Consider the following 20,553-nt stretch of genomic DNA (forward strand, 5'->3'; position numbering starts at 1 on the left):
CCGCCGAACCGCCGAACCGCCGAACCGCCGAACCGCCGAACCGCCGAACCGCCGAACCGCCGAACCGCCGAACCGCCGAACCGCCGAACCGCCGGGCCGCCGAATCGCCGAATCGCCAAGCCACCAAGCCGCCAAGCCACCAAGCCACCGAGCCACCGATCCACCGATCCACCAAGCCACCGAGTTGGCATCGGCCGAGCGGCCGCTGGCCATCGCGCGGCGCTTGACTTAGAGTGCACTCTAAGTCCTAACCTCGAGAACGTCATGTCGAACGCACCGAAGCAAACGTCCCCGCGCGCGTTGACGATCGGCCAGGTGGCCGCGCTCGTCGGCGTGTCGACGCACACGCTGCGCTATTACGAGCAGGCGGGCCTGCTGCGGTCGATTTCGCGCACGCAGTCGGGACACCGGCTGTACGCGCCCGCCGACCTCGACTGGCTGCGCTTCGTGATGCGCCTGAAGGCGACCGGAATGCCGATCGCCGGAATGCAGGCGTTCGCCGAGCTGCGCGCGCAAGGCGATGCGACGATCGGCGAGCGGCGCGCGCTTCTCGTCGCGCATCGCGACGCGGTGCGCGCGCAGATCGACGCGCTGCAGACGAACCTTGACGCGATCGTCGACAAGATCGCGTATTACGAGCGGGCCGAGCGCGACGCGAATCGACAGGCGAATCAATCTCAACCGGATAAGGACGAACGATGGAATCTCGAATCGCGGAAGACCGCTATACGCGCGGCTGGAACAAGCTGAAGGAAATCGACGGCGAAGTCGGCGAGCGCGTGGTCGCGTCGCTCGCGCCGATCGCGCCCGACTTCGGGCGGCTGCTCGTCGAGTTCGGCTTCGGCGACATCTACAGCCGGCCGCAGCTCGATCTGAAGTCGCGCGAAATCGCGACGATCGCCTCGCTCGCCACGCTCGGCCACGCGCAGCCGCAGTTGAAGGTGCATGTCGAGGCGGCGCTGAACGTCGGGTGCACGCGCGAGGAGATCGTCGAAGTGTTCATGCAGATGGCCGTGTACGCGGGCTTTCCCGCCGCGCTCAACGCGCTGTTCGCCGCGCGCGAGGTGTTCGAGCGGCGCGATGCCGCGCACGCGCATGCGTGAGCGCGGCGTCGGCGGTCGGCGCGCCGACATGTGATGCGGCGCGCCGACGCGGCGCTTCGCAATGTGCGGGGTAGGGCGTCGCGCGCGAGATGCCGCAAGCGCGCGCGATCGGGCCGATTTCGGACCGATTTCGGACCGATTCTCGCGCCTGGCGCGAGCTGCTCGCGGCGGCGGGCGCGGGCGGTCGCCGTTCGTGACGACGTCGGCTCGGATGGTCGGGCTCGGCGAGCGTGACGGCGATGGCGAGCCGCGCGATGCGGCGGTTGCGCAATCGGCGTGCGTACGGCGTCGACGCGCGCGTGATCGATCAAGGTGCCGCGCCGTCGCCATTCCGTCTGCAATGCGAAGCTACGCGGCGGCGGGCACGTTCATCACGCGGGCGGGTTTGCGCCCGGCTTGGCCGGGTGACGGGAACGCCCGCGCTGCCGTGGCGCCACGCGTGAGCATTGGCGCACGCGTGTCGCCACGCGCGACGCCGAACGCGCGGAAAGCGGCAACCCGAGCGAAAAAGACATAAAACACGACGCAGTCGACATCGACCGCTCCCCGCTACGCACCGCTTGCCTCCCGTTGCCCGATCCGCCTCAGATAGAGCGCGAGCCCGCCGCCCGCGAGGATCAGACTCGCGGTGTTGGCGATCCAGAAGCCGCGCGCGCCGGTGAGCGACGCGGGCACGACGCCGCCGACGTCGAAGCCGAGCAGATAGCCGCCGCCGAGCCCGACGCCCCACAGCGCGATCGCGTAGATCGCGGTCGGCGCGACGGCGACTTTGTGCGCGCGCAGCACGAACGCGGTCGTGATCTGCAGCGCGTCGAAGAAGTGATAGAACGTGACGATCGCGACGAGCGGCATCGCCGCCGCGGCGACGGCCGGATTCGGCGTGTAGCCCGACACGATGAGCGGCCGCAGCGCGAACACGACGATCCCGTACACGCATGCAACCGCGCAGGCGAGCGCGATCCCGTGCCGGCCGAGCGAGCGCGCTTCGTCGAGCCGCTTCGCGCCGAGCGCGCGCGCGACGAGCGTCGACGAAGCGACGCCGATCGACAGCGGCGTCATGTAGAGCACGGCGCCGATGTTGCCGGCGATCTGATGGCCGGCGAGCGTCGTCGTGCCGAACTGCGCGATGAAGAGCGCCATGAACGTGTACGACGTGACCTCGATCAGATACGAGAGCCCCATCGGCACGCCGAGTGTGAGGAGCGCTTTCTGCCGCCGCCAGACGGGCCGCGTGAAGCGCGCGAAGATCGCGAGCGGCTCGAACACGTCGAGCCTCGCGAGCAGCGTGAAGCCGACGATCGCGAGCGCCCAGTTGATCAGCGTGCTCGCGAGCCCGCAGCCGGGGCCGCCGAGCGCGGGCACGCCGAGGCCGCCGAAAATGAACCAGATGTTGAGCGGCACTTTGATTGCGAGCGCGCCGAGCTGCAGGATCATCGCGAGCCGCGGCTTGCCCGCCGCGTTCGTCAGCGCGCTGTAGATCCGAAAGAGCAGGCTCGCGGGCAGCCCGAACGACAGGATGCGCAGATACGCGACCGTGCGCTCGGTGAGTTCGGCGGGCGCGTGCGCGATCCGCAGCAGCGGATGCGGGAAATGCAGCAGCAGGAAGCCGGGGATCGCGAGCAGCACCGCGAGCCATATCGCCTGACGCACTTCTTCGCCGATCTCCGCGTAGCGTCGCGCGCCGTACAACTGCCCGGCGATCGGCTGCAGCGCGGACAGGATGCCCGTCAGCGCGATGAACACGGACAGATAGATCGACATACCGAGCCCGAGCGCGGCGAGATCCAGCGCGGCGAATCGGCCGACCATCGCGGTGTCGATCACGCCGAACGCGACGATCGCGAGCTGGCCGACGAGCACCGGCCACGCGAGGCCGGCGATTGTGCGAACGTCGCCGAACATCGGTCAGCGGGCCTTGGGCGGCGGGCGGCGCTTGACGGGCGTCTTCGGGCGCTCGATCCGTTCGTACAGTCGGAAGCGCTCGTCGCGGTCGGCGGCGCGGCGGCCTTCCCACACGAGGCGCCACACGTACTGCGACATCGAGCTCGGCTCGCCGAAGTCCGCGCGGTCCTGCCGCAGGATCACGTCGCAGTCGTCGGTGAACGAGAAGTGCATGTCGCCGAAGTAGGCGAACGTCGCGATCTGCGCGTCGCCAAGGCGCACGGGCGAGATGCATTCGTAGTCGGGCGGCAGGTGCGCGGCGATCTGCTGCGCGACGTCGCGATAGGTCCGGCTGTAGTTGACGATCGGCAGCCACAGCGTCATCAGCAGCACCCACATCAGCGTCGTGCCGGCGCTCGACAGCACGACGCTGCGCCACAGCACCTTCGGCTGACGCGAGATGCGCCAGCGCACGAGCATCAGCCAGCATGCGGTCGCGGCGACCGCGCAGACGAACGACAGCACCTTGAAGTGCGGCTCGTAGCCCGGCACGAGGCGGCCGAGGTTGCGCGCGAGCGGATGCGGGAAGCCCGTCAGCGACGCGAGCCACACGAGCCACACGAACGTGCCGAGGATCGTGAAGCTCAGCACCGCGAACCAGTCGATCGCGTTGATCGCGCCGCGCTTGAGCGTCGGCAGCGCGAACGTCGCGACGACGGCGAGCGGCGGCAGCAGCAGCATGTACATCCGGTTCGTCTGCTGGCTCTGCAGGATCACGAGCGCGACGAGCGGCGCGACGACCGACAGCGGAATCGCGATGTGCGGCCGGCGGCGCAGGCCCGCCCAGCTGACCCACGCCCAGATCGCGAGCGGCCACGCGGGCCACGTGAAGAGCGGCAGGTTCTTGGCCGCGTACGCGAGCACCGTCGTCGGCGGGCCGGAGAAGCGCATCAGGCTGCCGTGCAGCCATTGGTTGAAGAACCAGGCCGCGTCGTCGGGGAGCGCGACGTGCGCGGCGAGCGGCCAGATCGCGAACACGGCGACGGCGAGCGGCAGCCCGATCGCGGGCAACTGCGCGCAGCGGATTTCGGGCGTGACGAGATAGAGCGCGAGCGTGCCGACCGCGAGCGCGGCGACGAGCACCGGATTGCCCGACAGCGCGACGAGGCCGAGTGCGAGGCCCCACCAGAGCGCGCCTTGCACCGGCTTGTCGATCGCGCGCACGAGCCCGTAGACGAGCATTGCGATCCACGCGAATTGCGCGAGCTGCGGCGTCGTTTCGTGGCCGCGCTCGGCGAGGCCGAAGCACGCGAGCAGGACGAGGAGCGCGCCGTCGGCGAGCGTGCGCCCGTAGTCGCGCGGCTCGGGCTCGCCGCCGAACGCGTACTTGAACGGCTGGATTTCGGCGCGCCGGCCGAGCAGGTATGCGGCGTACCAGACGAACGCGGACGCGACGCAGAACAGCACGCCCGCGTAGACCCGCGACGCGTTGCTCGCGTCGACCCACGGCAGCGCGCGGATCGCGAGGCTGCCGAGCCAATAGCCGAGGGGCCCGTCCGACGTGATGAACTTGCCGACGAGGTTCGGCAGCAGCCAGTCATGCAGGCCGCCTTGCGCCATCGTCCACATTACGCCGAAGCCCGCCGCGTCTTCGTTCTTCCACGGATCGCGGCCGAACAGCCCGAACGCCGCATAGACGATGCAGAGCGTGAGCAGCAGCCAGCGCGGCAGCGCGCGGGTGGCGGAAGCGGTAAGGCGAACGACAGGCTTCATGCAGATGGGCGGCAGAGGATGGGCGGCATGCCCGACGCGCGAGCGGCGGGCCATTTCGAGCATCCGGCATTGTAGACGCGCTGGACGGCGCGCGTCAGCGAACCGGACGGCCCGCGCGGCGCTCGGCGTCGGCGCGGGATGAGCGGGGACAAAAAAAGGCAGCCTGGGCTGCCTTTTTTGCGGAACCGGACCGGCGCGAGGCCGGTGCCGATCGGGGCGCGAGACTTACTTCGCAGCCTTGCCGCTGGCGCGTGCGCCGAACTTGTTCTTGAACTTCTCGACGCGGCCCGCCGTATCCATGATCTTCTGCTGGCCGGTGTAGAACGAGTGCGATTCCGACGACACTTCGATCTTCGCGAGCGGGTAGGTCTTGCCGTCGAGCTCGACGGTTTCGCGCGTCTGGATCGTCGAGCGCGTGATGAACTTGAAGCCGTTCGACATGTCTTGGAAGACGACTTCGCGGTAATCCGGGTGAATGCCTTGTTTCATGGTTTTTCCTGTGTAAGAGCGGTAGCCAGCCCGCCGCTTGCGCATCGCGGCGCGCCTCGCTTCGTGTCCGGACAGCCGGGCATGCGTGCAGGGCGCGCCGTGAATCGACGCCGGTCGGCGCTGCGCGGTGCGAAAGCCCGGCGCGAGCCACTTGCCTAAGGTCGAAAGCTCGCGATTATGCCAGAAAATCAGAAGCTTGGCGAATTTTTCGTCAGGCGTGCGCGGCGGGCTGCGCGAGGCAGCCCGTTTTCGCGGGGTCCTGGCGGTAATAGCGGGCGAGCAGCCGGTACAGCTCCGGAAATTCGGACTCGAACGCGCGCGGCTTGACGAAGAGCGCCTCGCTGCAGACCGCGAAGAATTCCGACGGGTGATCGGCCGCATAGGGATCGATCAGCGAATCGCGCTCGAAACGCGCCCACGCGCGCTCCGGCACCGCGTCGACGCGATCGCAGAACTGGTCGTACGCGTGGTCGAACACGTCGGCCCAGCGTTCGGCGTCGAGGTCCGGCGCGTGCCAGCGGCGAAAAAGGGGGGGGTGGCCGTCGGCCGGGCCGCTCATCATGTCGATCTTGTGCGCGAATTCGTGGATCACGACGTTGTACGCGTCCGAGCCGTCCGACATCTGCACGTCCTCCCACGACAGGATCACCGGCCCGCCTTCCCACGCTTCGCCGCTCGCGTCGTGCTCGACTTCGTGTACGACGCCGTCCTCGTCCTCGACCGTCTTGCGGATCACGAATTCGCCCGGATAGACGACGATGCCGACCCAGCCGCGATACAGGTCGAGCCCGAGGTTCAGCACGGGCACGCACGCCTGCACGGCGACGCCGGCGACGATCGCGTCGGTGAGCTCGAGCCCGTGCGCGGTCGAAAACGACTTTTGCGCGAGAAAGAGGCTCGCCGTTTCGCGCAGCCGCGCCAGGTCTTCGCCGGACAGGTAAGACAGGAACGGCAGGCGCTCGAGCGTCTCGCGCCACAGCGCGTCGGGAATCGGGTGCGAGCGCAGTGCGCGGTCGCGGCGGCGCGCGTCGAGCCACTGGGTGAGTTTGGCGAGCATCGGGGAGAAGAGGGCGTGAAGCGACAGGCGCTAAACGTACCTCAATCGATCTCTTTTTGCCAGGCGGCGAAGATGCCGCCGCAGATCGCGACGCCCGCGAGGAAATAGAAGCCGTCGAGCGACGCCAGGAACGACGCCTGTTGCGAGATCGTCCGGCTCACGGTGACGAGCGCGAGCGCGTGCGCCTCGGAGAGCGCGTGGCCCGCGGCCGCGAAGCCGCGCGCGAGCGTGTCGACGGTCTGCTGGAACAGCGGGTTGTAGACGTTCGCCTGCTCGACGAGCCGCGTTTGGTGCACGGCGAGCCGATGCTGCTCGACGATGATGACCGACGCGGTCGCGAACGAGATCGTCAGTTGCCGCACGATGTTCTTCAGCCGGTAGCCGTGCGAGTACTCTTCGATCGCGAACACGCGGAACGTCAGGTTCGCGACGGGCAGCACGATGAAAAGGAGCAGCAGCCCGCGCATCAGGAGCGGCACGACGAGTGCCGCTTCGCCGACGTCGGGCGCCATCCGCGTCATCCACAGCGCGGCGAACGCGGCCATCGCGAAGCCGGGCACGATGATCCACTTCTTGTGCGTGAGAAGCTTCGCGTAGCGCAGATAGACGAAGAGCGCGCTCGCCGAGATGAGCGACATCGTGCCGACGAGCCGCCCCGCGTTCTCGACCGGATAGCCGAGCCCGGTTTCGAGAAAGCGCGAGATCAGATAGCTGTAGCCCGTCGTCTCGTAGTAATAGAACATGTAGAGCAGGAGGCCGACCTGGAACGTGCGCTCGCGAAACGCGTGCAGCCGCACGAGCGGCGCCGGATGATGCCACTGGTGATGGCCGAACCACGCGAGCGCCGCGAGGCCGCCGACGGTGAGCAGCACGAGCTGCGGCGAGCCCGCGAAGAGCTCGAAGCGTACCTGCTGCATCACGATTTGCAGCGCGCCCTGCGCGAGCGCGAAGATCACGTACGGCCAGAAGTGGGCGCTGCCGCGCTCCTCGGGCGGCGTGTGGCCCGAATCGGGCAGCGCGACGAGCGCGAGCGCGGCGAACAGGATGCCCGTCGGCACCGTGCTTGCGAAAAGGGCGCGCCACGTGAAATGCGCGACGAGGAGGCCGCCCGCGATCGGCGCGAGCGCGCTGCCGAGCAGCAGCATGATGAGGAACGCGCGCGTCGCGGGCGGGCGGTCCTTCGGCGAGAAGCTGACCTGGATCAGGATTCGGCACGCGCCCATCATCGGGCCGATGAAATAGCCTTGGAAGCCGCGCGCGAAGGCGAGTTGCAGCGATGTGTCCGCAAGCGCCGCGGCCGCCGCGCCGAGCGAGAACATCAGCATGCAGCCGGCGACGTAGCGGCGGTGCCCGAGGCGGTCGACCCACCATTGCTGTTGCAGGATGCCGAGCACGGCCGTCACCGCGTACGCGCTCGACGCCCACACGAGTTCGTCCGGCGAAGCGTTGATCCCGCCCGCGATGTAGCTCGCGAAGAACGAGAACGCCGCGTTGTCGAAGTAGTCGAGGCCGGTGACGATCGCGAGCACCCATGGAAAGAAATCGCCGCGCAGGTTCGCGACGCTCCAGAGCGGCGGCCGGCCCCGCGCCGCGTTCATGCGTCGGGCCCGCCCGTTTTGCGCGGGCCCGGCGTGCGGCCGCGCGCGGCGGCGCGGCGTTGGGCGATCAGCTCGTCGGGGTTTTCGCCGGCGAGCCGGCGCTCGACGTAGTGGATGTCGTGCTGCAGTTCCTTCTTCAGTGCGCGCACTTCCTTCAATTCGCGCTGCGCGGCGGCGATGCGCGCATCGAGCGTCGCGATCTGCTGCGACAGATCCGCGTGGATGTCGCGCAGCGACGCGTCCGAATAGCGCCGCCGTCCGTCGCCCGTCGGCTCGAGCGGGCGCTTCAGCATCTCGGTGATGCCGTGCAGCGAGAATCCGAGCGCGCGCAGCCGCAGGATGCGCTCGAAGCGCTCGAGATCCGCCGCGTCGTACAGCCGATAGCGGCCTTCGCTGCGCGACGGCGTGACGAGCCCGCGCTCCTCGTAGTACTTGAGCGTGCGCGGCGTGACGCCGAGCCGCTCGGCGGCGTCGCGTACGGTCAGCAGCAGGGTGGATGGGGCGTCGCTCATGGCGCGGAACTCTCCGGATGGCGAAGGATCGATGTCCGCGATTATAGATCAACGTGTACGTTCACGTACAAGTTTGGCGATAAAAAAACCGCCCGGCGAGCGGGCGGTTTTTCGTGGCGGCGTGCGTGCGTCAGCCGCCGCGGCGCATCAGGTCGAAGAACTCGGAGTTGCTCTTCGTCTGGCGGATCTTGTCGAGCAGGAATTCCATCGCCTCGACTTCGTCCATGTCGTGGATGAATTTGCGCAGCACCCAGATCTTCTGCAGGATCTCGGGCTTGATCAGCATTTCCTCGCGGCGCGTGCCCGACTTGTTCAGGTTGATCGACGGATACACGCGCTTTTCCGCGAGACGGCGCTCGAGGTGCACTTCCATGTTGCCGGTGCCCTTGAACTCTTCGTAGATCACGTCGTCCATGCGGCTGCCGGTTTCGATCAGCGCGGTGCCGATGATCGTGAGCGACCCGCCTTCCTCGATGTTGCGCGCCGCGCCGAAGAAGCGCTTCGGACGCTGCAGCGCGTTCGCGTCGACACCGCCCGTCAGCACCTTGCCCGATGCGGGGATCACGGTGTTGTACGCACGCGCGAGACGCGTGATCGAGTCGAGCAGGATCACGACGTCGTGCTTCATCTCGACGAGGCGCTTGGCCTTTTCGATCACCATTTCGGCGACCTGCACGTGGCGCGTGGCCGGTTCGTCGAACGTCGATGCGATCACTTCGCCCGCGACCGAGCGCTGCATTTCCGTCACTTCCTCGGGGCGCTCGTCGATCAGCAGCACGAACAGGATCACGTCCGGGTGGTTCTGCTTGATCGCATGCGCGATGTGCTGGAGCATCACGGTCTTGCCCGACTTCGGCGACGCGACGAGCAGGCCGCGCTGGCCCTTGCCGATCGGCGCGATCATGTCGATGATGCGGCCCGTGACGTTTTCCTCGCCGCGCATTTCGCGCTCGAGCCACAGCGGCTTGTTCGGGTGCAGCGGCGTGAGGTTCTCGAACATGATCTTGTGTTTCGAGGCCTCGGGCGGCTGCCCGTTGACTTTGTCGACCTTCACCAGCGCGAAGTAGCGCTCGCCGTCCTTCGGCGTGCGAACTTCGCCTTCGATCGTGTCGCCGGTGTGCAGGTTGAAGCGGCGGATCTGCGACGGGCTGATGTAGATGTCGTCGGTGCTCGCGAGGTACGACATTTCCGGCGAGCGCAGGAAGCCGAAGCCGTCCGGCAGCACTTCGAGCGTGCCGTCGCCGAAGATCGTTTCTCCCGTCTTGGCGCGCTTTTTGAGAATGGCGAACATCAGCTCCTGCTTGCGCAGGCGGTTCGCGTTTTCGATCTCCAGGCCGTTGGCCATTTCGATCAATTCGGAGACGTGCAGAGACTTGAGCTCGGATAAATGCATACGGAGATCCCGCCAGGGAGGAGATGCGACGAAAGATATAGGGAGGAGGGCGAGCGGAAGCGCTCAGAGACTTATATGCGTCTTATCGACGTTTTTGATTCTAGCATAGGCCGATTCGGGCTTGAGCGACCGATCGGCGGATTTAGCGGCGCACGTGTTGCCGGCTGACAACACGTGCGCGACGGCGCATCGATTTAGAGATGGCTGTCCAGGAACGCGGTGAGTTGCGACTTCGACAGCGCGCCGACCTTCTGCGCGGCGACCGCGCCGTTCTTGAAGAGGATCAGCGTCGGGATGCCGCGCACGCCGAACTTCGCGGGCGTCGCCTGGTTGTCGTCGACGTTGATCTTCGCGATCTGCAGCTTGTCGCCGTAGTCCTTCGCGACTTCGTCGAGGATCGGGGCGATCATCTTGCACGGACCGCACCACTCGGCCCAGAAGTCCAGCAGGACCGGCTTGTCGGACTTGACGACGTCCTGCTCGAACGATGCGTCGCTGATGTGTTTGATCTGTTCGCTCATTGGGTCAATACCTCTTTCGGTTCGGGGACTGCCTGCGCCGGCTGCCCACGGGCTTTGCCGGTCGCCGGGGCAGGAAGCTCCGCTCTTGCGAAAAGAAGGGCGTGAGCGCTGCATGCCGCGGCTCGCGGGTCATTCGGGCGTCATATTAGCCTAAATTGCTATCCGCTGTTGACGGCGATAGTAGTCGTCACGCGAACAGGGATGCGTAGCATTTCAGGCGTGTCGCCCGCGTGCGCATCAAATGGGCCCGGCGCGGCGAATTGCAAGAGGCGGGCTGCGCGCGGCGTCGGGTGTGCGAGAACGCGGCGTCGGGGGCGCGCGAATCGGCGGCGGTCGGGCTCTCGCGATTTGTCGTCTCGTATGCGAATAACGGTCGCGTCGTGCGCGAAGCGATGTTAGAATGCACCGTGACGGGCCTCCTCGCATGGTGGGGCGGTCAACCTGGTCAGGTCGGGAACGAAGCAGCCACAGCCGTTTTCCGCCAGTGCCGAGGGTCGGGCTCGTCACCTTCCGCTTGTCTTCTCGTGCTTGTCTTTCCGTCTTTCCCGCGCGCGCTTCCGTTTTTCCTCCTTTCGTTTCGCTTCCCGATCGGCGTCGGCATGCATGCGTTTCGCGGCGTTCAACCTGTCGGCGCGGCGCAGCGTTGCTGATACAATTTCCTGATGACCTATCAAGTTCTCGCACGCAAGTGGCGTCCGAAGGATTTCGCTTCGCTCGTCGGCCAGGAGCACGTCGTCAGGGCGCTCACGCACGCGCTCGACGGCGGGCGTTTGCATCACGCCTATCTATTCACGGGCACGCGCGGCGTCGGCAAGACGACGCTGTCGCGCATCTTCGCCAAGGCGCTCAATTGCGAGACGGGCGTCACGTCGCAGCCGTGCGGCGTGTGCCGCGCGTGCCGCGAAATCGATGAAGGCCGCTTCGTCGACTATGTCGAGATGGACGCGGCGAGCAATCGCGGCGTCGACGAAATGGCCGCGCTCCTTGAGCGCGCGGTGTACGCGCCCGTCGATGCGCGCTTCAAGGTCTACATGATCGACGAAGTGCACATGCTGACGAACCACGCGTTCAACGCGATGCTGAAGACGCTCGAGGAGCCGCCGCCGCACGTCAAGTTCATCCTCGCGACCACCGATCCGCAGAAAATTCCCGTCACCGTGCTATCGCGCTGCCTGCAGTTCAATCTGAAGCAGATGCCGGCCGGCCACATCGTGTCGCATCTCGAGCGGATTCTCGGCGAAGAGCGGATCGCGTTCGAGCCGCAGGCGCTGCGTCTGCTCGCGCGCGCCGCGCAAGGCAGCATGCGCGATGCGCTGTCGCTGGCGGATCAGGCGATCGCGTATTCGGCGAACGAAGTGACGGAAGCCGCGGTGTCCGGCATGCTCGGCACGCTCGACCAGACTTACATGGTGCGGCTCCTCGACGCGCTCGCCGCGGCCGACGGTCCGCAGATTCTCGCCGTCGCCGACGAAATGGCGCTGCGCAGCCTGTCGTTCTCGGCTGCGCTCCAGGATCTCGCGAGCCTGCTGCATCGGATCGCGTGGGCGCAGTTCGCGCCGGCGTCGGTGCTCGACGAATGGCCCGAAGCGGCCGACCTGCGCCGCTTTGCCGAGTTCCTGAGCCCGGAGCAGGTGCAACTCTATTATCAGATCGCGACGGTCGGGCGCGGCGAGCTCGGCCTTGCCCCCGACGAATACGCGGGCTTCACGATGACGCTGCTGCGGATGCTTGCGTTCGAGCCGGCGCCGACAGGCGGCGGCGCGCCGGGCGGCGGGTTGCCCGCGCAGGCGGCCGGCGCCGCGCCGAAGTCGAACGCGCGAGCGGCTGCGGTGCTCGGCGCACCGGCGGCGTCCGCGGCCGCCGGGGTGCAGGCGCCGAAGGCGACTGTCGCGCGCGCGGCCGCGGCTCGCGCCGACTTGCCGACCGTGCAGACCGAGCCGGCAGCGGCCGAGCGAAGCGGCGAGGCCGCCGCGAGCGCGCGTGTTACGACGGACGTCCGCTCGGACGAGCGCGGCGCGCCGTCGCGCGCCGCCACGCCGGACGCCGATCCAGGCCTCGATCAAGGCCTCGATTCGGGCCTTGATTCCGACGCGTCGCCGAACGCTCAGCCGGGCGCCGCATCCGAATCAGCACCGAGTTCGGCCGCATCGCCCGAATCGACGGCCGCCACGGAGTTCGACGCGGCCGCGCAGGATTGCGCGGCATCGGAGGCTGAAGCGGCCGATGTGCCGGCCTCCACCGCACCCGTGCCGCAAGCGCCGGCCGAGGCGCCCGCCGCTCCTGCCGCCGCCGCTTCGGCGTCGCGCGCCACCGGCGCGGCCGCCGCACTCGACGTGCTGCGTAACGCGGGCATGCGCGTGTCGTCCGATCGCGGCCGAGGCGCCGGCGCGGGCGCAGCGCGCGCGGCTGCGCCCGCCGCCCCCGCCGCGAAATCCGCGCCGCGCGTGCAGGTGCCCGTTCCGACGCCACGCACGCGCCCGGTGCAGGGCGGCGCTTCGCCGAATGGTGCCGCGCGCGCCGACGCGAGATCCGGGGCGCGCAACGCGCCGCCGCCGTGGGAGGACATCCCGCCCGACGATTACGTGCCGTTGTCGATCGACGACGGCTTCATTCCGCCCGACGACGGTTTCGTCCCGGTGTTCGACAGCGGCCCCGACGATGTTCGGGTCGCGCCGAAGCCGGCGCCCGCGCCACCCGTCGACACGCGGCCGCTGCCGGAGCCGATTCCGCTCGACGCGATCGGCTTCGACGGCGAATGGCCGACGCTCGCGGCGAGCCTGCCGCTCAAGGGCGTCGCTTACCAGCTCGCGTTCAGCAGCGAACTGACGTCGGTCGACGGCGGCGCGCTCAAGCTGTCGGTGCCGGTGCCGCAATACGCGGATGCCGCGCAGGTCGCGAAGCTGAAGGCCGCGCTCGCGGACGCGCTCGGCAAGCCGGTCGACGTCGCGGTCGAGGTCGGCCCGGCGCGCCGCACCGCGGCCGCGCTCGCCGCCGCCGAGCGCGCGAAGCGGCAGCGCGACGCCGAGCACGAGATGAGCGCCGATCCGTTCGTCCAGCAGTTGCTGCGCGAATTCGGCGCGAGCATCGTCGAGGGCTCGATTCGGCCCGTCGGTCCGGAGTCGGACGGCGCGGCGCCGACGTTGCATTGACGCGAATCGGTCGCATCCCGCATCCGATTCCCATATTCATGAGCGGGCGCTAAGATCGCGCCCGTTCGCAATCGATTAGAAGGAGCAAGTCCATGATGAAAGGCCAACTCGCCGGGTTGATGAAGCAGGCCCAGCAGATGCAGGAAAACATGAAGAAGATGCAGGAGCAACTGGCTCTCATCGAAGTGGAAGGCCAGTCGGGCGCGGGGCTCGTCAAGGTGACGATGACCTGCCGCAACGAAGTGCGCCGCGTGTCGATCGATCCGAGCCTGCTCGCCGACGACAAGGACATGCTCGAGGATCTCGTCGCCGCGGCGTTCAACGACGCGGTGCGCAAGGCCGAGGCGACGTCGCAGGAGAAGATGAGCGGCATGACGGCGGGCCTGCCGCTGCCGCCCGGCTTCAAGCTGCCGTTCTGACGATGAACCGTTCGGCCGACGTCGTGAGCGCATGAGCATCAAGCCGCCTTCCGCGCTGTCCGGGCTCGTCGAAGCGCTGCGCGCGCTGCCGGGCGTCGGACCGAAATCCGCGCAGCGCATCGCATATCACCTGATGCAGCACGATCGGGAGGGTGCGGAGCGGCTCGGGCGCTCGCTGTTGTTCGCGACCGAGCATCTGCGTCACTGTGAGAAGTGCAACACGTTCACGGAGGCGCAGATCTGCGAGGTCTGCAGCGATCCGGAGCGCGACCCGACGCTGCTGTGCGTCGTCGAGACGCCCGCCGACCAGATCATGCTCGAGCAGACGATGACCTATCGCGGGCTGTATTTCGTGCTGATGGGGCGCTTGAGTCCGCTCGACGGCATCGGGCCGAAGGAGATCCATTTCGACCGCCTCGTGCGCCGCGCATCGGACGGCGTCGTGAAGGAGGTCGTGCTCGCGACGAACTTCACGAACGAAGGCGAGGCGACCGCGCACTATCTCGGCCAGACGCTGAAGGCGCGCGGCCTGGCCGTCACGCGGCTCGCGCGGGGCGTGCCGGTGGGCGGCGAGCTCGAATACGTCGACGCCGGCACGATCGCCCGCGCGATGCTCGACAGGCGCACCCTCTAGCCGGCGCGCGCGCCGGCGCCGCGCGGCCTCGCGCCGCGCGTACCGTTCAACGATCCAAGGAAGCGACATGAGCGCAACTCCCGGCCCGCTTTCGGGCGTCAAGGTGCTCGAACTCGGCACGCTGATCGCGGGCCCGTTCGCCGCGCGCCTGCTCGCCGAGTTCGGCGCGGACGTCATCAAGATCGAAGATCCGAACGGCGGCGATCCGCTGCGCAAGTGGCGCAAGCTGTATCCGGAGGCGGGCGGCACGTCGCTGTGGTGGTCGGTGCAGGCGCGCAACAAGAAATCGGTGACGATCAACCTGAAGTCCGACGAGGGCAAGGAGATCGTGCGCCGCCTCGCGCGTGAAGCCGACATCGTCGTCGAGAACTTCCGCCCGGGGCTGCTCGAGAAGCTCGGTCTCGGCTACGACGTGCTGTCCGCCGACAATCCGGGCCTCGTGATGGTGCGCCTGTCCGGCTACGGGCAGACGGGCCCGTATCGCGACCGTCCCGGCTTCGGCGCGATCGCCGAATCGATGGGCGGGCTGCGCCACATCACGGGCTATCCGGAGCTGCCGCCGCCGCGCATCGGCATCTCGATCGGCGATTCGATCGCGGCGCTGCACGGCGTGATCGGCGCGCTGATGGCGCTGCATCACCGCAACGCGAACGGCGGCGCGGGGCAGGTCGTCGACGTCGCGCTCTATGAGGCCGTCTTCAACATGATGGAGAGCGTCGTGCCCGAGTACGGCGTCTACGGGCTCGTGCGCGAGCGCACGGGCGCGTCGCTGCCGGGCATCGTGCCGTCGAACACGTATCCGTGCCGCGACGGCAGCATCGTGATCGGCGGCAACAGCGATCCGATCTTCAAGCGCCTGATGAACGCGATCGGCCGCGACGATCTCGCGGGCGATCCCGCGCTTGCGCACAACGACGGCCGCGTGCCGCGCACGCAGGAAATCGATGCGGCGATCGGCGCGTGGCTCGCCGAGCGCACGATCGACGACGCGCTCGCGGTGCTGAACGCCGCGGACGTGCCCGCGTCGCGAATCTACAGCGTAGCCGACATGTTCACCGATCCGCAGTTCGCCGCGCGCCAGATGATCCAGCGTTTCAAACTCGCGGGCGGCGCGGAGATCCCGCTGCCGAACGTGACGCCGAAGCTGTCCGGCACGCCCGGCGAAACGCGCTGGCTCGGCCCCGAGCTCGGCGAGCATACGGACGAGGTGCTGGGCGCGCTCGGCTACGACGCGCAGGCGATCGCCGTGCTGCGCGAGAAGCGCGTGATCTGAGCGCCGAGGGCCGCGCGGTACGCGCTTCTTGCGCCGTCGCACGCTGCACGCGAGGCGGCCGGGGCTGTCGCTCTCGCGCAATCTTTCCTCGGTTACAATCGGCGGATGCGAATATTACTCAGCAACGACGACGGATACCTTGCGCCCGGCATCGCCGCGCTGTACGAAGCGCTGTGCCCGCTGGCCGAGGTCATGGTGATGGCGCCCGAGCAGAATTGCAGCGGCGCGTCGAACTCGCTTACGCTGTCGCGTCCGCTTTCGGTGTCGCGTTCGGCGAGCACGGGTTTCTACTACGTGAACGGCACGCCGACCGATTCGGTGCACGTCGCGCTGACGGGCATGCTCGACGCGAAGCCGGACCTCGTCGTGTCGGGAATCAACAACGGCCAGAACATGGGTGAGGACACGCTGTATTCCGGCACGGTCGCGGCCGCGACGGAAGGCATCATGTTCGGCGTGCCGGCGATCGCGTTCTCGCTCGTTCACAAAGAGTGGGCGCACCTCGGCGACGCCGCGCGCGTCGCGGCCGAGATCGTGCGCCGCTATCTCGACAATCCGCTGTCCGGCCGGCCGCTGCTGAACGTCAATATTCCGAACCTGCCGTACGACGAGCTGAAGGGCTGGCGCGTGACGCGGCTCGGCAAGCGCCATCCGTCGCAGCCGGTGATTCGCCAAACGAATCCGCGCGGCGAGCCGATCTACTGGATCGGAGCGGCGGGCGACGCGCGCGACGCGAGCGAGGGCACCGATTTCCACGCGACCGCGGCGGGCTACGTGTCGATCACGCCGCTGCAGCTCGATCTCACGCACACGCAAATGCTGGCAGCCACGCGCGAATGGGCGCGTGCCGGGAGCGGCGCTTCATGAGCGGCGAGCGCGCGAAGCGGTTTCCGCTCGCGCTCGAGGACCTGAAGCGCGAGCCGCGCAAGCCCGAAGGGCGCGCGGCCGAGCGCCAGGCGGCGGGCGACGCCGCCCGCCAGCGCCTTGCCGCCGCGCCCGCCGCCACATCGACCCTCGTGCCCGACCGGCGCGCGCCGCAGCGCGCAGCCGCCACGACGGGCGGCCGCGTGGCCACGACGGGCGGCCGCGTGGCCACGACGGGCGGCCGCGTGTCCGCACCGAAGTCCGCGCACGCGAAGAAATCCGCGTCGGGCCTGCCCGGCGTCGCGAAGGGCGCGCCGTCCGCCGCCGCGAAAAGCGGCGACAAGGGCGCCGCGCCGAATGTCGCGTTGAGCGGCGCGCTCGCGCTGACTTCGGAACGGGTGCGCGAGCGCATGGTCGAAAGGCTGCGGGCAAACGGCGTGGCCGATCCGCGCGTGCTGGCCGCGATGGCGGCCGTGCCGCGCCACATGTTCGTCGATCCGGGGCTCGCGGCTCAGGCGTATGAAGACGCGGCGCTGCCGATCGGGCATCAGCAGACGATCTCGAAGCCGTCGGTCGTCGCGCGGATGATCGAACTCGCGGCGGCCGGCCGCGTGCTCGAGCGCGTGCTCGAAATCGGCACGGGCTGCGGTTATCAGGCCGCGGTGCTGAGCCGCGTCGCGCGCGACGTGTATTCGATCGAACGCGTGAAGCCGCTCTACGAGCGCGCAAAACTGAATTTGCGGCCGCTGCGCGTGCCGAACATCCGCTTGCATTACGGCGACGGACGCGTGGGCCTGCCCGCCGCGGCGCCGTTCGACGCGATCGTGATCGCGGCGGCGGGGCTCGACGTGCCGCGGGCGCTGCTGGAACAATTGGCGATCGGCGGCAGGCTCGTCGCGCCTGTCGGAGAGCAGGCGGGCGAGCAGGTGTTGACGCTCGTGGAGCGCGTCGCACCCGCGCAGTGGCGCGAGTCGCGGCTTGATCGCGTTTTCTTTGTCCCTTTAAAATCCGGAGTGATTTGATACCGATGAGTATGCTGCGCGCGATGCAAAACAATCGTTTGAAGTTACCGCTCTCGCTCGCTCAGCGCGCGATTTGCATGGCGGCTTTCACGCTGCTCGCCGCGTGCGCGACGCGGCTCGACCAGGCGCCCGTCGTCGATCGTTCCGGCTCGCTCGGCACGACGGCTGCCGCGCAGCCGCCCGCGCCGCTGCCGCCTGCGCCCCCGGGTTACTACCGGGTGAAGCCGGGCGACACGCTTTATCGGATCGCGCTCGAGAACGGCCAGAACTATCGCGACATCGCAGCGTGGAACAACCTCACGAACCCGAATCAGATCGAAGTCGATCAACTGCTGCGCGTCTCGCCGACAGCCGGCGGCGCGACGCCGGCCGCACCGGTCGCGGGCGGCGCGGCGACGCCGCCGCTGTCGAGCGGCCCGGCTGCGGTGCCGCCGATCTATGGCTCCGGTTCCACCGCGAGCGCCGCGCCGTCTGCCGCGCCCGCGCCGAGTGAAACGACTGCGCCTGCGGCGAGCAGCAACCTGTCGTTCGCGTGGCCGGTGCGCGGTGCGCTGTTGAACACGTTCGACGATTCGAAGAACAAGGGGATCAACATCGGCGGCCCGGCCGGCGAGGCCGTGAAGGCCGCCGCTGATGGCCGCGTGGTGTATGCGGGCAACGGTCTGCGCGGCTACGGCAATCTCATTATCATCAAGCACGACGCAACTTATCTCACGGCGTATGCACACAATCGCGCTTTGATGGTAAAAGAGGGGGACGCGGTGACGAAAGGCCAGAAGATCGCAGAGATGGGCAATAGCGATTCCGACCGCGTGATGCTGCATTTCGAGGTTCGCCGGCAGGGTAAACCTGTCGATCCGCTGAAGTATTTGCCGCCTCAATAAACGAGACGACCATGCCGAAATCGAAGCGCCACGAGCCGCAAGCCGAGTCTGAGAAGATCAGTCGAGCCACGCAAGCATCGGTGGAGCGAGCTGGCGCTTCGACGGACGAGGATGAAGACGCCGCCGACAACGAACGCGACTACGAGCCGCGCGAAGCGGATTCGGACGACTCGCGCGAAGGGCGCGGCGATGCAGCCGACGCGTCACCCGATCTGGACGATTTCCGGGCGCTTCTGCAGGCGGAGCTCACTGCCGACACGATCCAGCACTACCTGAATCGCATCAGCGTGAAGCCGCTCTTGACGGTCGAGGAAGAGCAGCGCTATTCGCGGCTCGCGAAGGCGGGCGAATTCGACGCGCGGCAGGTGATGATCGAGCGGAATCTGCGGCTCGTCGTCAGCATCGCGAAAGGCTATCTGAATCGCGGCGTGCCGCTGCTCGATCTGATCGAGGAAGGCAACCTCGGGCTCATGCACGCGATCGAGAAGTTCGATCCGACGCGCGGCTTTCGCTTTTCGACGTACGCGACCTGGTGGATACGGCAAAGCATCGAGCGCGCGATCATGAATCAGGCGCGCACGGTGCGGCTGCCGGTGCACGTGATCCGCGAGCTGAACCAGGTGCTGCGCGCGAAGCGCCATCTGGAAAAGAACTCGCTGTCGACGGGCGCGGCGGCCGAGCGCCGCGAGGCGAGCATCGACGACATCGCGTATCTGACGGGCAAGACGGCCGAGGAAGTCACCGACATCCTCGCGCTCAACGAGCACACCGCATCGCTCGATGCGCCGCTCGATCTCGATCCGGCGAGCAGCCTGCTCGATCTGCTGCCCGACGACCAGAGCCAGTCGCCCGATGCGGAGGTTCAGCACCGCGAACTGGAAACGCTAACGCGCGCATGGTTGTCGCGCCTGTCCGACAAGCACCGCCATGTGATCGAGCGGCGCTTCGGCCTCAATCACATTGAACCCGCGACGCTCGAGGAGCTTGCAGACGAGATGGGGCTGACCCGCGAGCGGGTTCGCCAGATCCAGCAGGAAGCGCTCGTGCGGCTCAAGCGGTTTTTCGCATCCAACGGCGTGCGCAAGGACGCCGTTCTGTAATTCATCGATGACACCGATTCTGGTTTTTGACATCGAGACGATTCCCGATGTCGACGGCATTCGCCGTCTTGAAGATCTGCCCGCCGACCTCACCGATGCCGAAGTGGCCGAGCACGCGTTCGCCGCGCGCCGCGAGAAGACGGGCAGCGATTTCCTGCCGCTTCATCTGCAACGGGTCGCGGCAATTTCGTGCGTGTTCCGCGACAACACCGGCTTTCGCGTGCGCTCGCTCGGTGCACCGGGCGACCCGGAGGCGACGTTGATCCAGTCGTTCTACCGCGTGATCGAGAAGTACACGCCGCAACTCGTGTCGTGGAACGGCGGCGGCTTCGATCTGCCGGTGCTGCATTACCGCGGGCTCGTGCACGGCGTCGCGGCGCCGCGCTACTGGGACATGGGCGAGGACGATCGCGACTTCAAGTGGAACAACTACCTGTCGCGCTACCACACGCGGCATCTCGACCTGATGGATCTGCTCGCGCTCTATCAGCCGCGCGCGAGCGCGCCGCTCGACGCGCTCGCGAAGCTGTGCGGCTTTCCGGGCAAGCTCGGGATGGACGGCAGCCAGGTGTGGAAGGCGTTTCAGGAAGGGCGGATCGAGGAGATCCGCAACTACTGCGAGACCGACGTCGTGAACACCTACTTGCTGTACTGTCGGTTCCAGCAGATGCGCGGTGGTCTGTCGCCCGCCGAGTACACCGAAGAGATCGCGCTCGTGAAGAATTCGCTCGTGCAGGAGCCGGCGCTGCATTGGGCCGAATACCTCGCCGCGTTCGACGCGTGAACCGTCCGGCGTCCCCCGCAGGGCGGACGCCGCTCTCTCTGTCTCTCTCTCGACGCCGCGAAACCGAAACGCGTCTCTTTTCTCGCCGGCTTGCCGG

At 67.9% G+C, this 20,553-nt stretch carries 19 protein-coding genes, 1 other RNA gene and 1 pseudogene; 13 read left to right on the forward strand and 8 right to left on the reverse strand.

The features are described 5' to 3' along the window. The 3 genes and pseudogenes from X946_RS36280 to X946_RS15750 form a co-directional block, all read left to right on the forward strand. Nucleotides 1–232, forward strand: a pseudogene (locus X946_RS36280) (hypothetical protein); the annotation flags it as partial. 32 nt (nucleotides 233–264) lie between these two features. Further along, nucleotides 265–750 (forward strand): MerR family transcriptional regulator, encoded by a 486-nt coding sequence (locus X946_RS15745; protein WP_038749112.1) that lies wholly within the window; start codon nucleotides 265–267, stop codon nucleotides 748–750. Further along, a complete protein-coding gene (locus X946_RS15750) occupies nucleotides 699–1,103 on the forward strand; it encodes a carboxymuconolactone decarboxylase family protein (protein WP_038749115.1) in 405 nt (134 codons plus the stop codon). Before X946_RS15745 ends, X946_RS15750 begins: the two co-directional genes overlap by 52 nt. 549 nt (nucleotides 1,104–1,652) lie before the next feature. On the opposite strand, the gene X946_RS15755 is transcribed toward X946_RS15750, so the two are convergent. From X946_RS15755 to trxA, 8 genes are all read right to left on the reverse strand, one after another. Continuing rightward, complete coding sequence (locus X946_RS15755) at nucleotides 1,653–3,005, reverse strand: MATE family efflux transporter (protein WP_038749118.1); 1,353 nt, start codon at nucleotides 3,003–3,005, stop codon at nucleotides 1,653–1,655. A 3-nt stretch (nucleotides 3,006–3,008) separates the two neighbouring features. Next, on the reverse strand, nucleotides 3,009–4,757 hold the full coding sequence (locus tag X946_RS15760) for an ArnT family glycosyltransferase (protein ID WP_038749253.1): 1,749 nt from the start codon (nucleotides 4,755–4,757) through the stop codon (nucleotides 3,009–3,011). A gap of 225 nt (nucleotides 4,758–4,982) precedes the next feature. Beyond that, nucleotides 4,983–5,246 (reverse strand): type B 50S ribosomal protein L31, encoded by a 264-nt coding sequence (locus tag X946_RS15765; RefSeq protein ID WP_010103191.1) that lies wholly within the window; start codon nucleotides 5,244–5,246, stop codon nucleotides 4,983–4,985. Nucleotides 5,247–5,457: 211 nt separating this feature from the next. After that, a complete protein-coding gene (locus X946_RS15770; protein ID WP_038749123.1) occupies nucleotides 5,458–6,303 on the reverse strand; it encodes a M90 family metallopeptidase in 846 nt (281 codons plus the stop codon). Between the two features lie 41 nt (nucleotides 6,304–6,344). After that, nucleotides 6,345–7,901: an MFS transporter gene (locus tag X946_RS15775; RefSeq protein ID WP_038749127.1), complete on the reverse strand. Its 1,557-nt coding sequence runs from the start codon at nucleotides 7,899–7,901 to the stop codon at nucleotides 6,345–6,347. Then, nucleotides 7,898–8,413: a MerR family transcriptional regulator gene (locus X946_RS15780; RefSeq protein WP_038749130.1), complete on the reverse strand. Its 516-nt coding sequence runs from the start codon at nucleotides 8,411–8,413 to the stop codon at nucleotides 7,898–7,900. Before X946_RS15780 ends, X946_RS15775 begins: the two co-directional genes overlap by 4 nt. Nucleotides 8,414–8,543: 130 nt before the next feature. Then, a complete protein-coding gene (gene rho, locus X946_RS15785; protein WP_038749133.1) occupies nucleotides 8,544–9,806 on the reverse strand; it encodes a transcription termination factor Rho in 1,263 nt (420 codons plus the stop codon). Nucleotides 9,807–10,000: 194 nt separating this feature from the next. Then, nucleotides 10,001–10,327, reverse strand: coding sequence for a thioredoxin TrxA (trxA, locus tag X946_RS15795; RefSeq protein WP_009890789.1), 327 nt, complete (start codon nucleotides 10,325–10,327; stop codon nucleotides 10,001–10,003). Between the two features lie 409 nt (nucleotides 10,328–10,736). Here trxA and ffs point away from each other — a divergent pair. From ffs to X946_RS15840, 10 genes are all read left to right on the forward strand, one after another. Then, nucleotides 10,737–10,835, forward strand: an RNA gene (gene ffs / locus X946_RS31370) — signal recognition particle sRNA small type. Between the two features lie 154 nt (nucleotides 10,836–10,989). Then, the gene (locus X946_RS15800) at nucleotides 10,990–13,476 is read left to right on the forward strand and encodes a DNA polymerase III subunit gamma/tau (protein ID WP_038749136.1); all 2,487 of its coding nucleotides are present in this window, start codon (nucleotides 10,990–10,992) and stop codon (nucleotides 13,474–13,476) included. A 92-nt stretch (nucleotides 13,477–13,568) separates the two neighbouring features. Further along, nucleotides 13,569–13,895: a YbaB/EbfC family nucleoid-associated protein gene (locus tag X946_RS15805; protein ID WP_006026979.1), complete on the forward strand. Its 327-nt coding sequence runs from the start codon at nucleotides 13,569–13,571 to the stop codon at nucleotides 13,893–13,895. 31 nt (nucleotides 13,896–13,926) lie between these two features. Beyond that, nucleotides 13,927–14,529 carry a recombination mediator RecR gene (gene recR, locus X946_RS15810; protein WP_081989624.1) on the forward strand — a complete coding sequence of 201 codons (603 nt, stop codon included), beginning with the start codon at nucleotides 13,927–13,929 and terminating at the stop codon, nucleotides 14,527–14,529. A gap of 67 nt (nucleotides 14,530–14,596) precedes the next feature. Continuing rightward, nucleotides 14,597–15,802, forward strand: coding sequence for a CaiB/BaiF CoA transferase family protein (locus X946_RS15815; RefSeq protein WP_038749138.1), 1,206 nt, complete (start codon nucleotides 14,597–14,599; stop codon nucleotides 15,800–15,802). A gap of 105 nt (nucleotides 15,803–15,907) precedes the next feature. Beyond that, nucleotides 15,908–16,669: a 5'/3'-nucleotidase SurE gene (gene surE, locus X946_RS15820; protein WP_038749141.1), complete on the forward strand. Its 762-nt coding sequence runs from the start codon at nucleotides 15,908–15,910 to the stop codon at nucleotides 16,667–16,669. Next, the gene (locus X946_RS15825; RefSeq protein WP_038749258.1) at nucleotides 16,666–17,688 is read left to right on the forward strand and encodes a protein-L-isoaspartate(D-aspartate) O-methyltransferase; all 1,023 of its coding nucleotides are present in this window, start codon (nucleotides 16,666–16,668) and stop codon (nucleotides 17,686–17,688) included. Before surE ends, X946_RS15825 begins: the two co-directional genes overlap by 4 nt. 11 nt (nucleotides 17,689–17,699) lie before the next feature. Next, the gene (locus tag X946_RS15830; RefSeq protein ID WP_038749144.1) at nucleotides 17,700–18,572 is read left to right on the forward strand and encodes a peptidoglycan DD-metalloendopeptidase family protein; all 873 of its coding nucleotides are present in this window, start codon (nucleotides 17,700–17,702) and stop codon (nucleotides 18,570–18,572) included. An 11-nt stretch (nucleotides 18,573–18,583) separates the two neighbouring features. Then, nucleotides 18,584–19,672: an RNA polymerase sigma factor RpoS gene (gene rpoS / locus X946_RS15835; protein ID WP_038749147.1), complete on the forward strand. Its 1,089-nt coding sequence runs from the start codon at nucleotides 18,584–18,586 to the stop codon at nucleotides 19,670–19,672. A gap of 7 nt (nucleotides 19,673–19,679) precedes the next feature. Beyond that, nucleotides 19,680–20,456: a 3'-5' exonuclease gene (locus X946_RS15840; protein WP_038749149.1), complete on the forward strand. Its 777-nt coding sequence runs from the start codon at nucleotides 19,680–19,682 to the stop codon at nucleotides 20,454–20,456. Nucleotides 20,457–20,553 lie beyond the last annotated feature (97 nt).

Source organism: Burkholderia sp. ABCPW 111 (assembly GCF_000773065.1).
Taxonomy (GTDB): domain Bacteria; phylum Pseudomonadota; class Gammaproteobacteria; order Burkholderiales; family Burkholderiaceae; genus Burkholderia; species Burkholderia savannae.

Bases quoted from the DNA above. Each gene is read 5' to 3' on its own strand.
- X946_RS15825 (WP_038749258.1), top strand. From the start codon at position 16,666: ATGAGCGGCGAGCGCGCGAAGCGGTTTCCGCTCGCGCTCGAGGACCTG.
- X946_RS15805 (WP_006026979.1), top strand. From the start codon at position 13,569: ATGATGAAAGGCCAACTCGCCGGGTTGATGAAGCAGGCCCAGCAGATG.
- surE (WP_038749141.1), top strand. From the start codon at position 15,908: ATGCGAATATTACTCAGCAACGACGACGGATACCTTGCGCCCGGCATC.
- trxA (WP_009890789.1), bottom strand. From the start codon at position 10,327: ATGAGCGAACAGATCAAACACATCAGCGACGCATCGTTCGAGCAGGAC.
- X946_RS15775 (WP_038749127.1), bottom strand. From the start codon at position 7,901: ATGAACGCGGCGCGGGGCCGGCCGCCGCTCTGGAGCGTCGCGAACCTG.
- rpoS (WP_038749147.1), top strand. From the start codon at position 18,584: ATGCCGAAATCGAAGCGCCACGAGCCGCAAGCCGAGTCTGAGAAGATC.
- X946_RS15815 (WP_038749138.1), top strand. From the start codon at position 14,597: ATGAGCGCAACTCCCGGCCCGCTTTCGGGCGTCAAGGTGCTCGAACTC.
- X946_RS15780 (WP_038749130.1), bottom strand. From the start codon at position 8,413: ATGAGCGACGCCCCATCCACCCTGCTGCTGACCGTACGCGACGCCGCC.
- X946_RS15750 (WP_038749115.1), top strand. From the start codon at position 699: ATGGAATCTCGAATCGCGGAAGACCGCTATACGCGCGGCTGGAACAAG.
- X946_RS15830 (WP_038749144.1), top strand. From the start codon at position 17,700: ATGCTGCGCGCGATGCAAAACAATCGTTTGAAGTTACCGCTCTCGCTC.
- X946_RS15755 (WP_038749118.1), bottom strand. From the start codon at position 3,005: ATGTTCGGCGACGTTCGCACAATCGCCGGCCTCGCGTGGCCGGTGCTC.
- X946_RS15760 (WP_038749253.1), bottom strand. From the start codon at position 4,757: ATGAAGCCTGTCGTTCGCCTTACCGCTTCCGCCACCCGCGCGCTGCCG.
- X946_RS15745 (WP_038749112.1), top strand. From the start codon at position 265: ATGTCGAACGCACCGAAGCAAACGTCCCCGCGCGCGTTGACGATCGGC.
- recR (WP_081989624.1), top strand. From the start codon at position 13,927: ATGAGCATCAAGCCGCCTTCCGCGCTGTCCGGGCTCGTCGAAGCGCTG.
- X946_RS15765 (WP_010103191.1), bottom strand. From the start codon at position 5,246: ATGAAACAAGGCATTCACCCGGATTACCGCGAAGTCGTCTTCCAAGAC.
- X946_RS15840 (WP_038749149.1), top strand. From the start codon at position 19,680: ATGACACCGATTCTGGTTTTTGACATCGAGACGATTCCCGATGTCGAC.
- rho (WP_038749133.1), bottom strand. From the start codon at position 9,806: ATGCATTTATCCGAGCTCAAGTCTCTGCACGTCTCCGAATTGATCGAA.
- X946_RS15770 (WP_038749123.1), bottom strand. From the start codon at position 6,303: ATGCTCGCCAAACTCACCCAGTGGCTCGACGCGCGCCGCCGCGACCGC.
- X946_RS15800 (WP_038749136.1), top strand. From the start codon at position 10,990: ATGACCTATCAAGTTCTCGCACGCAAGTGGCGTCCGAAGGATTTCGCT.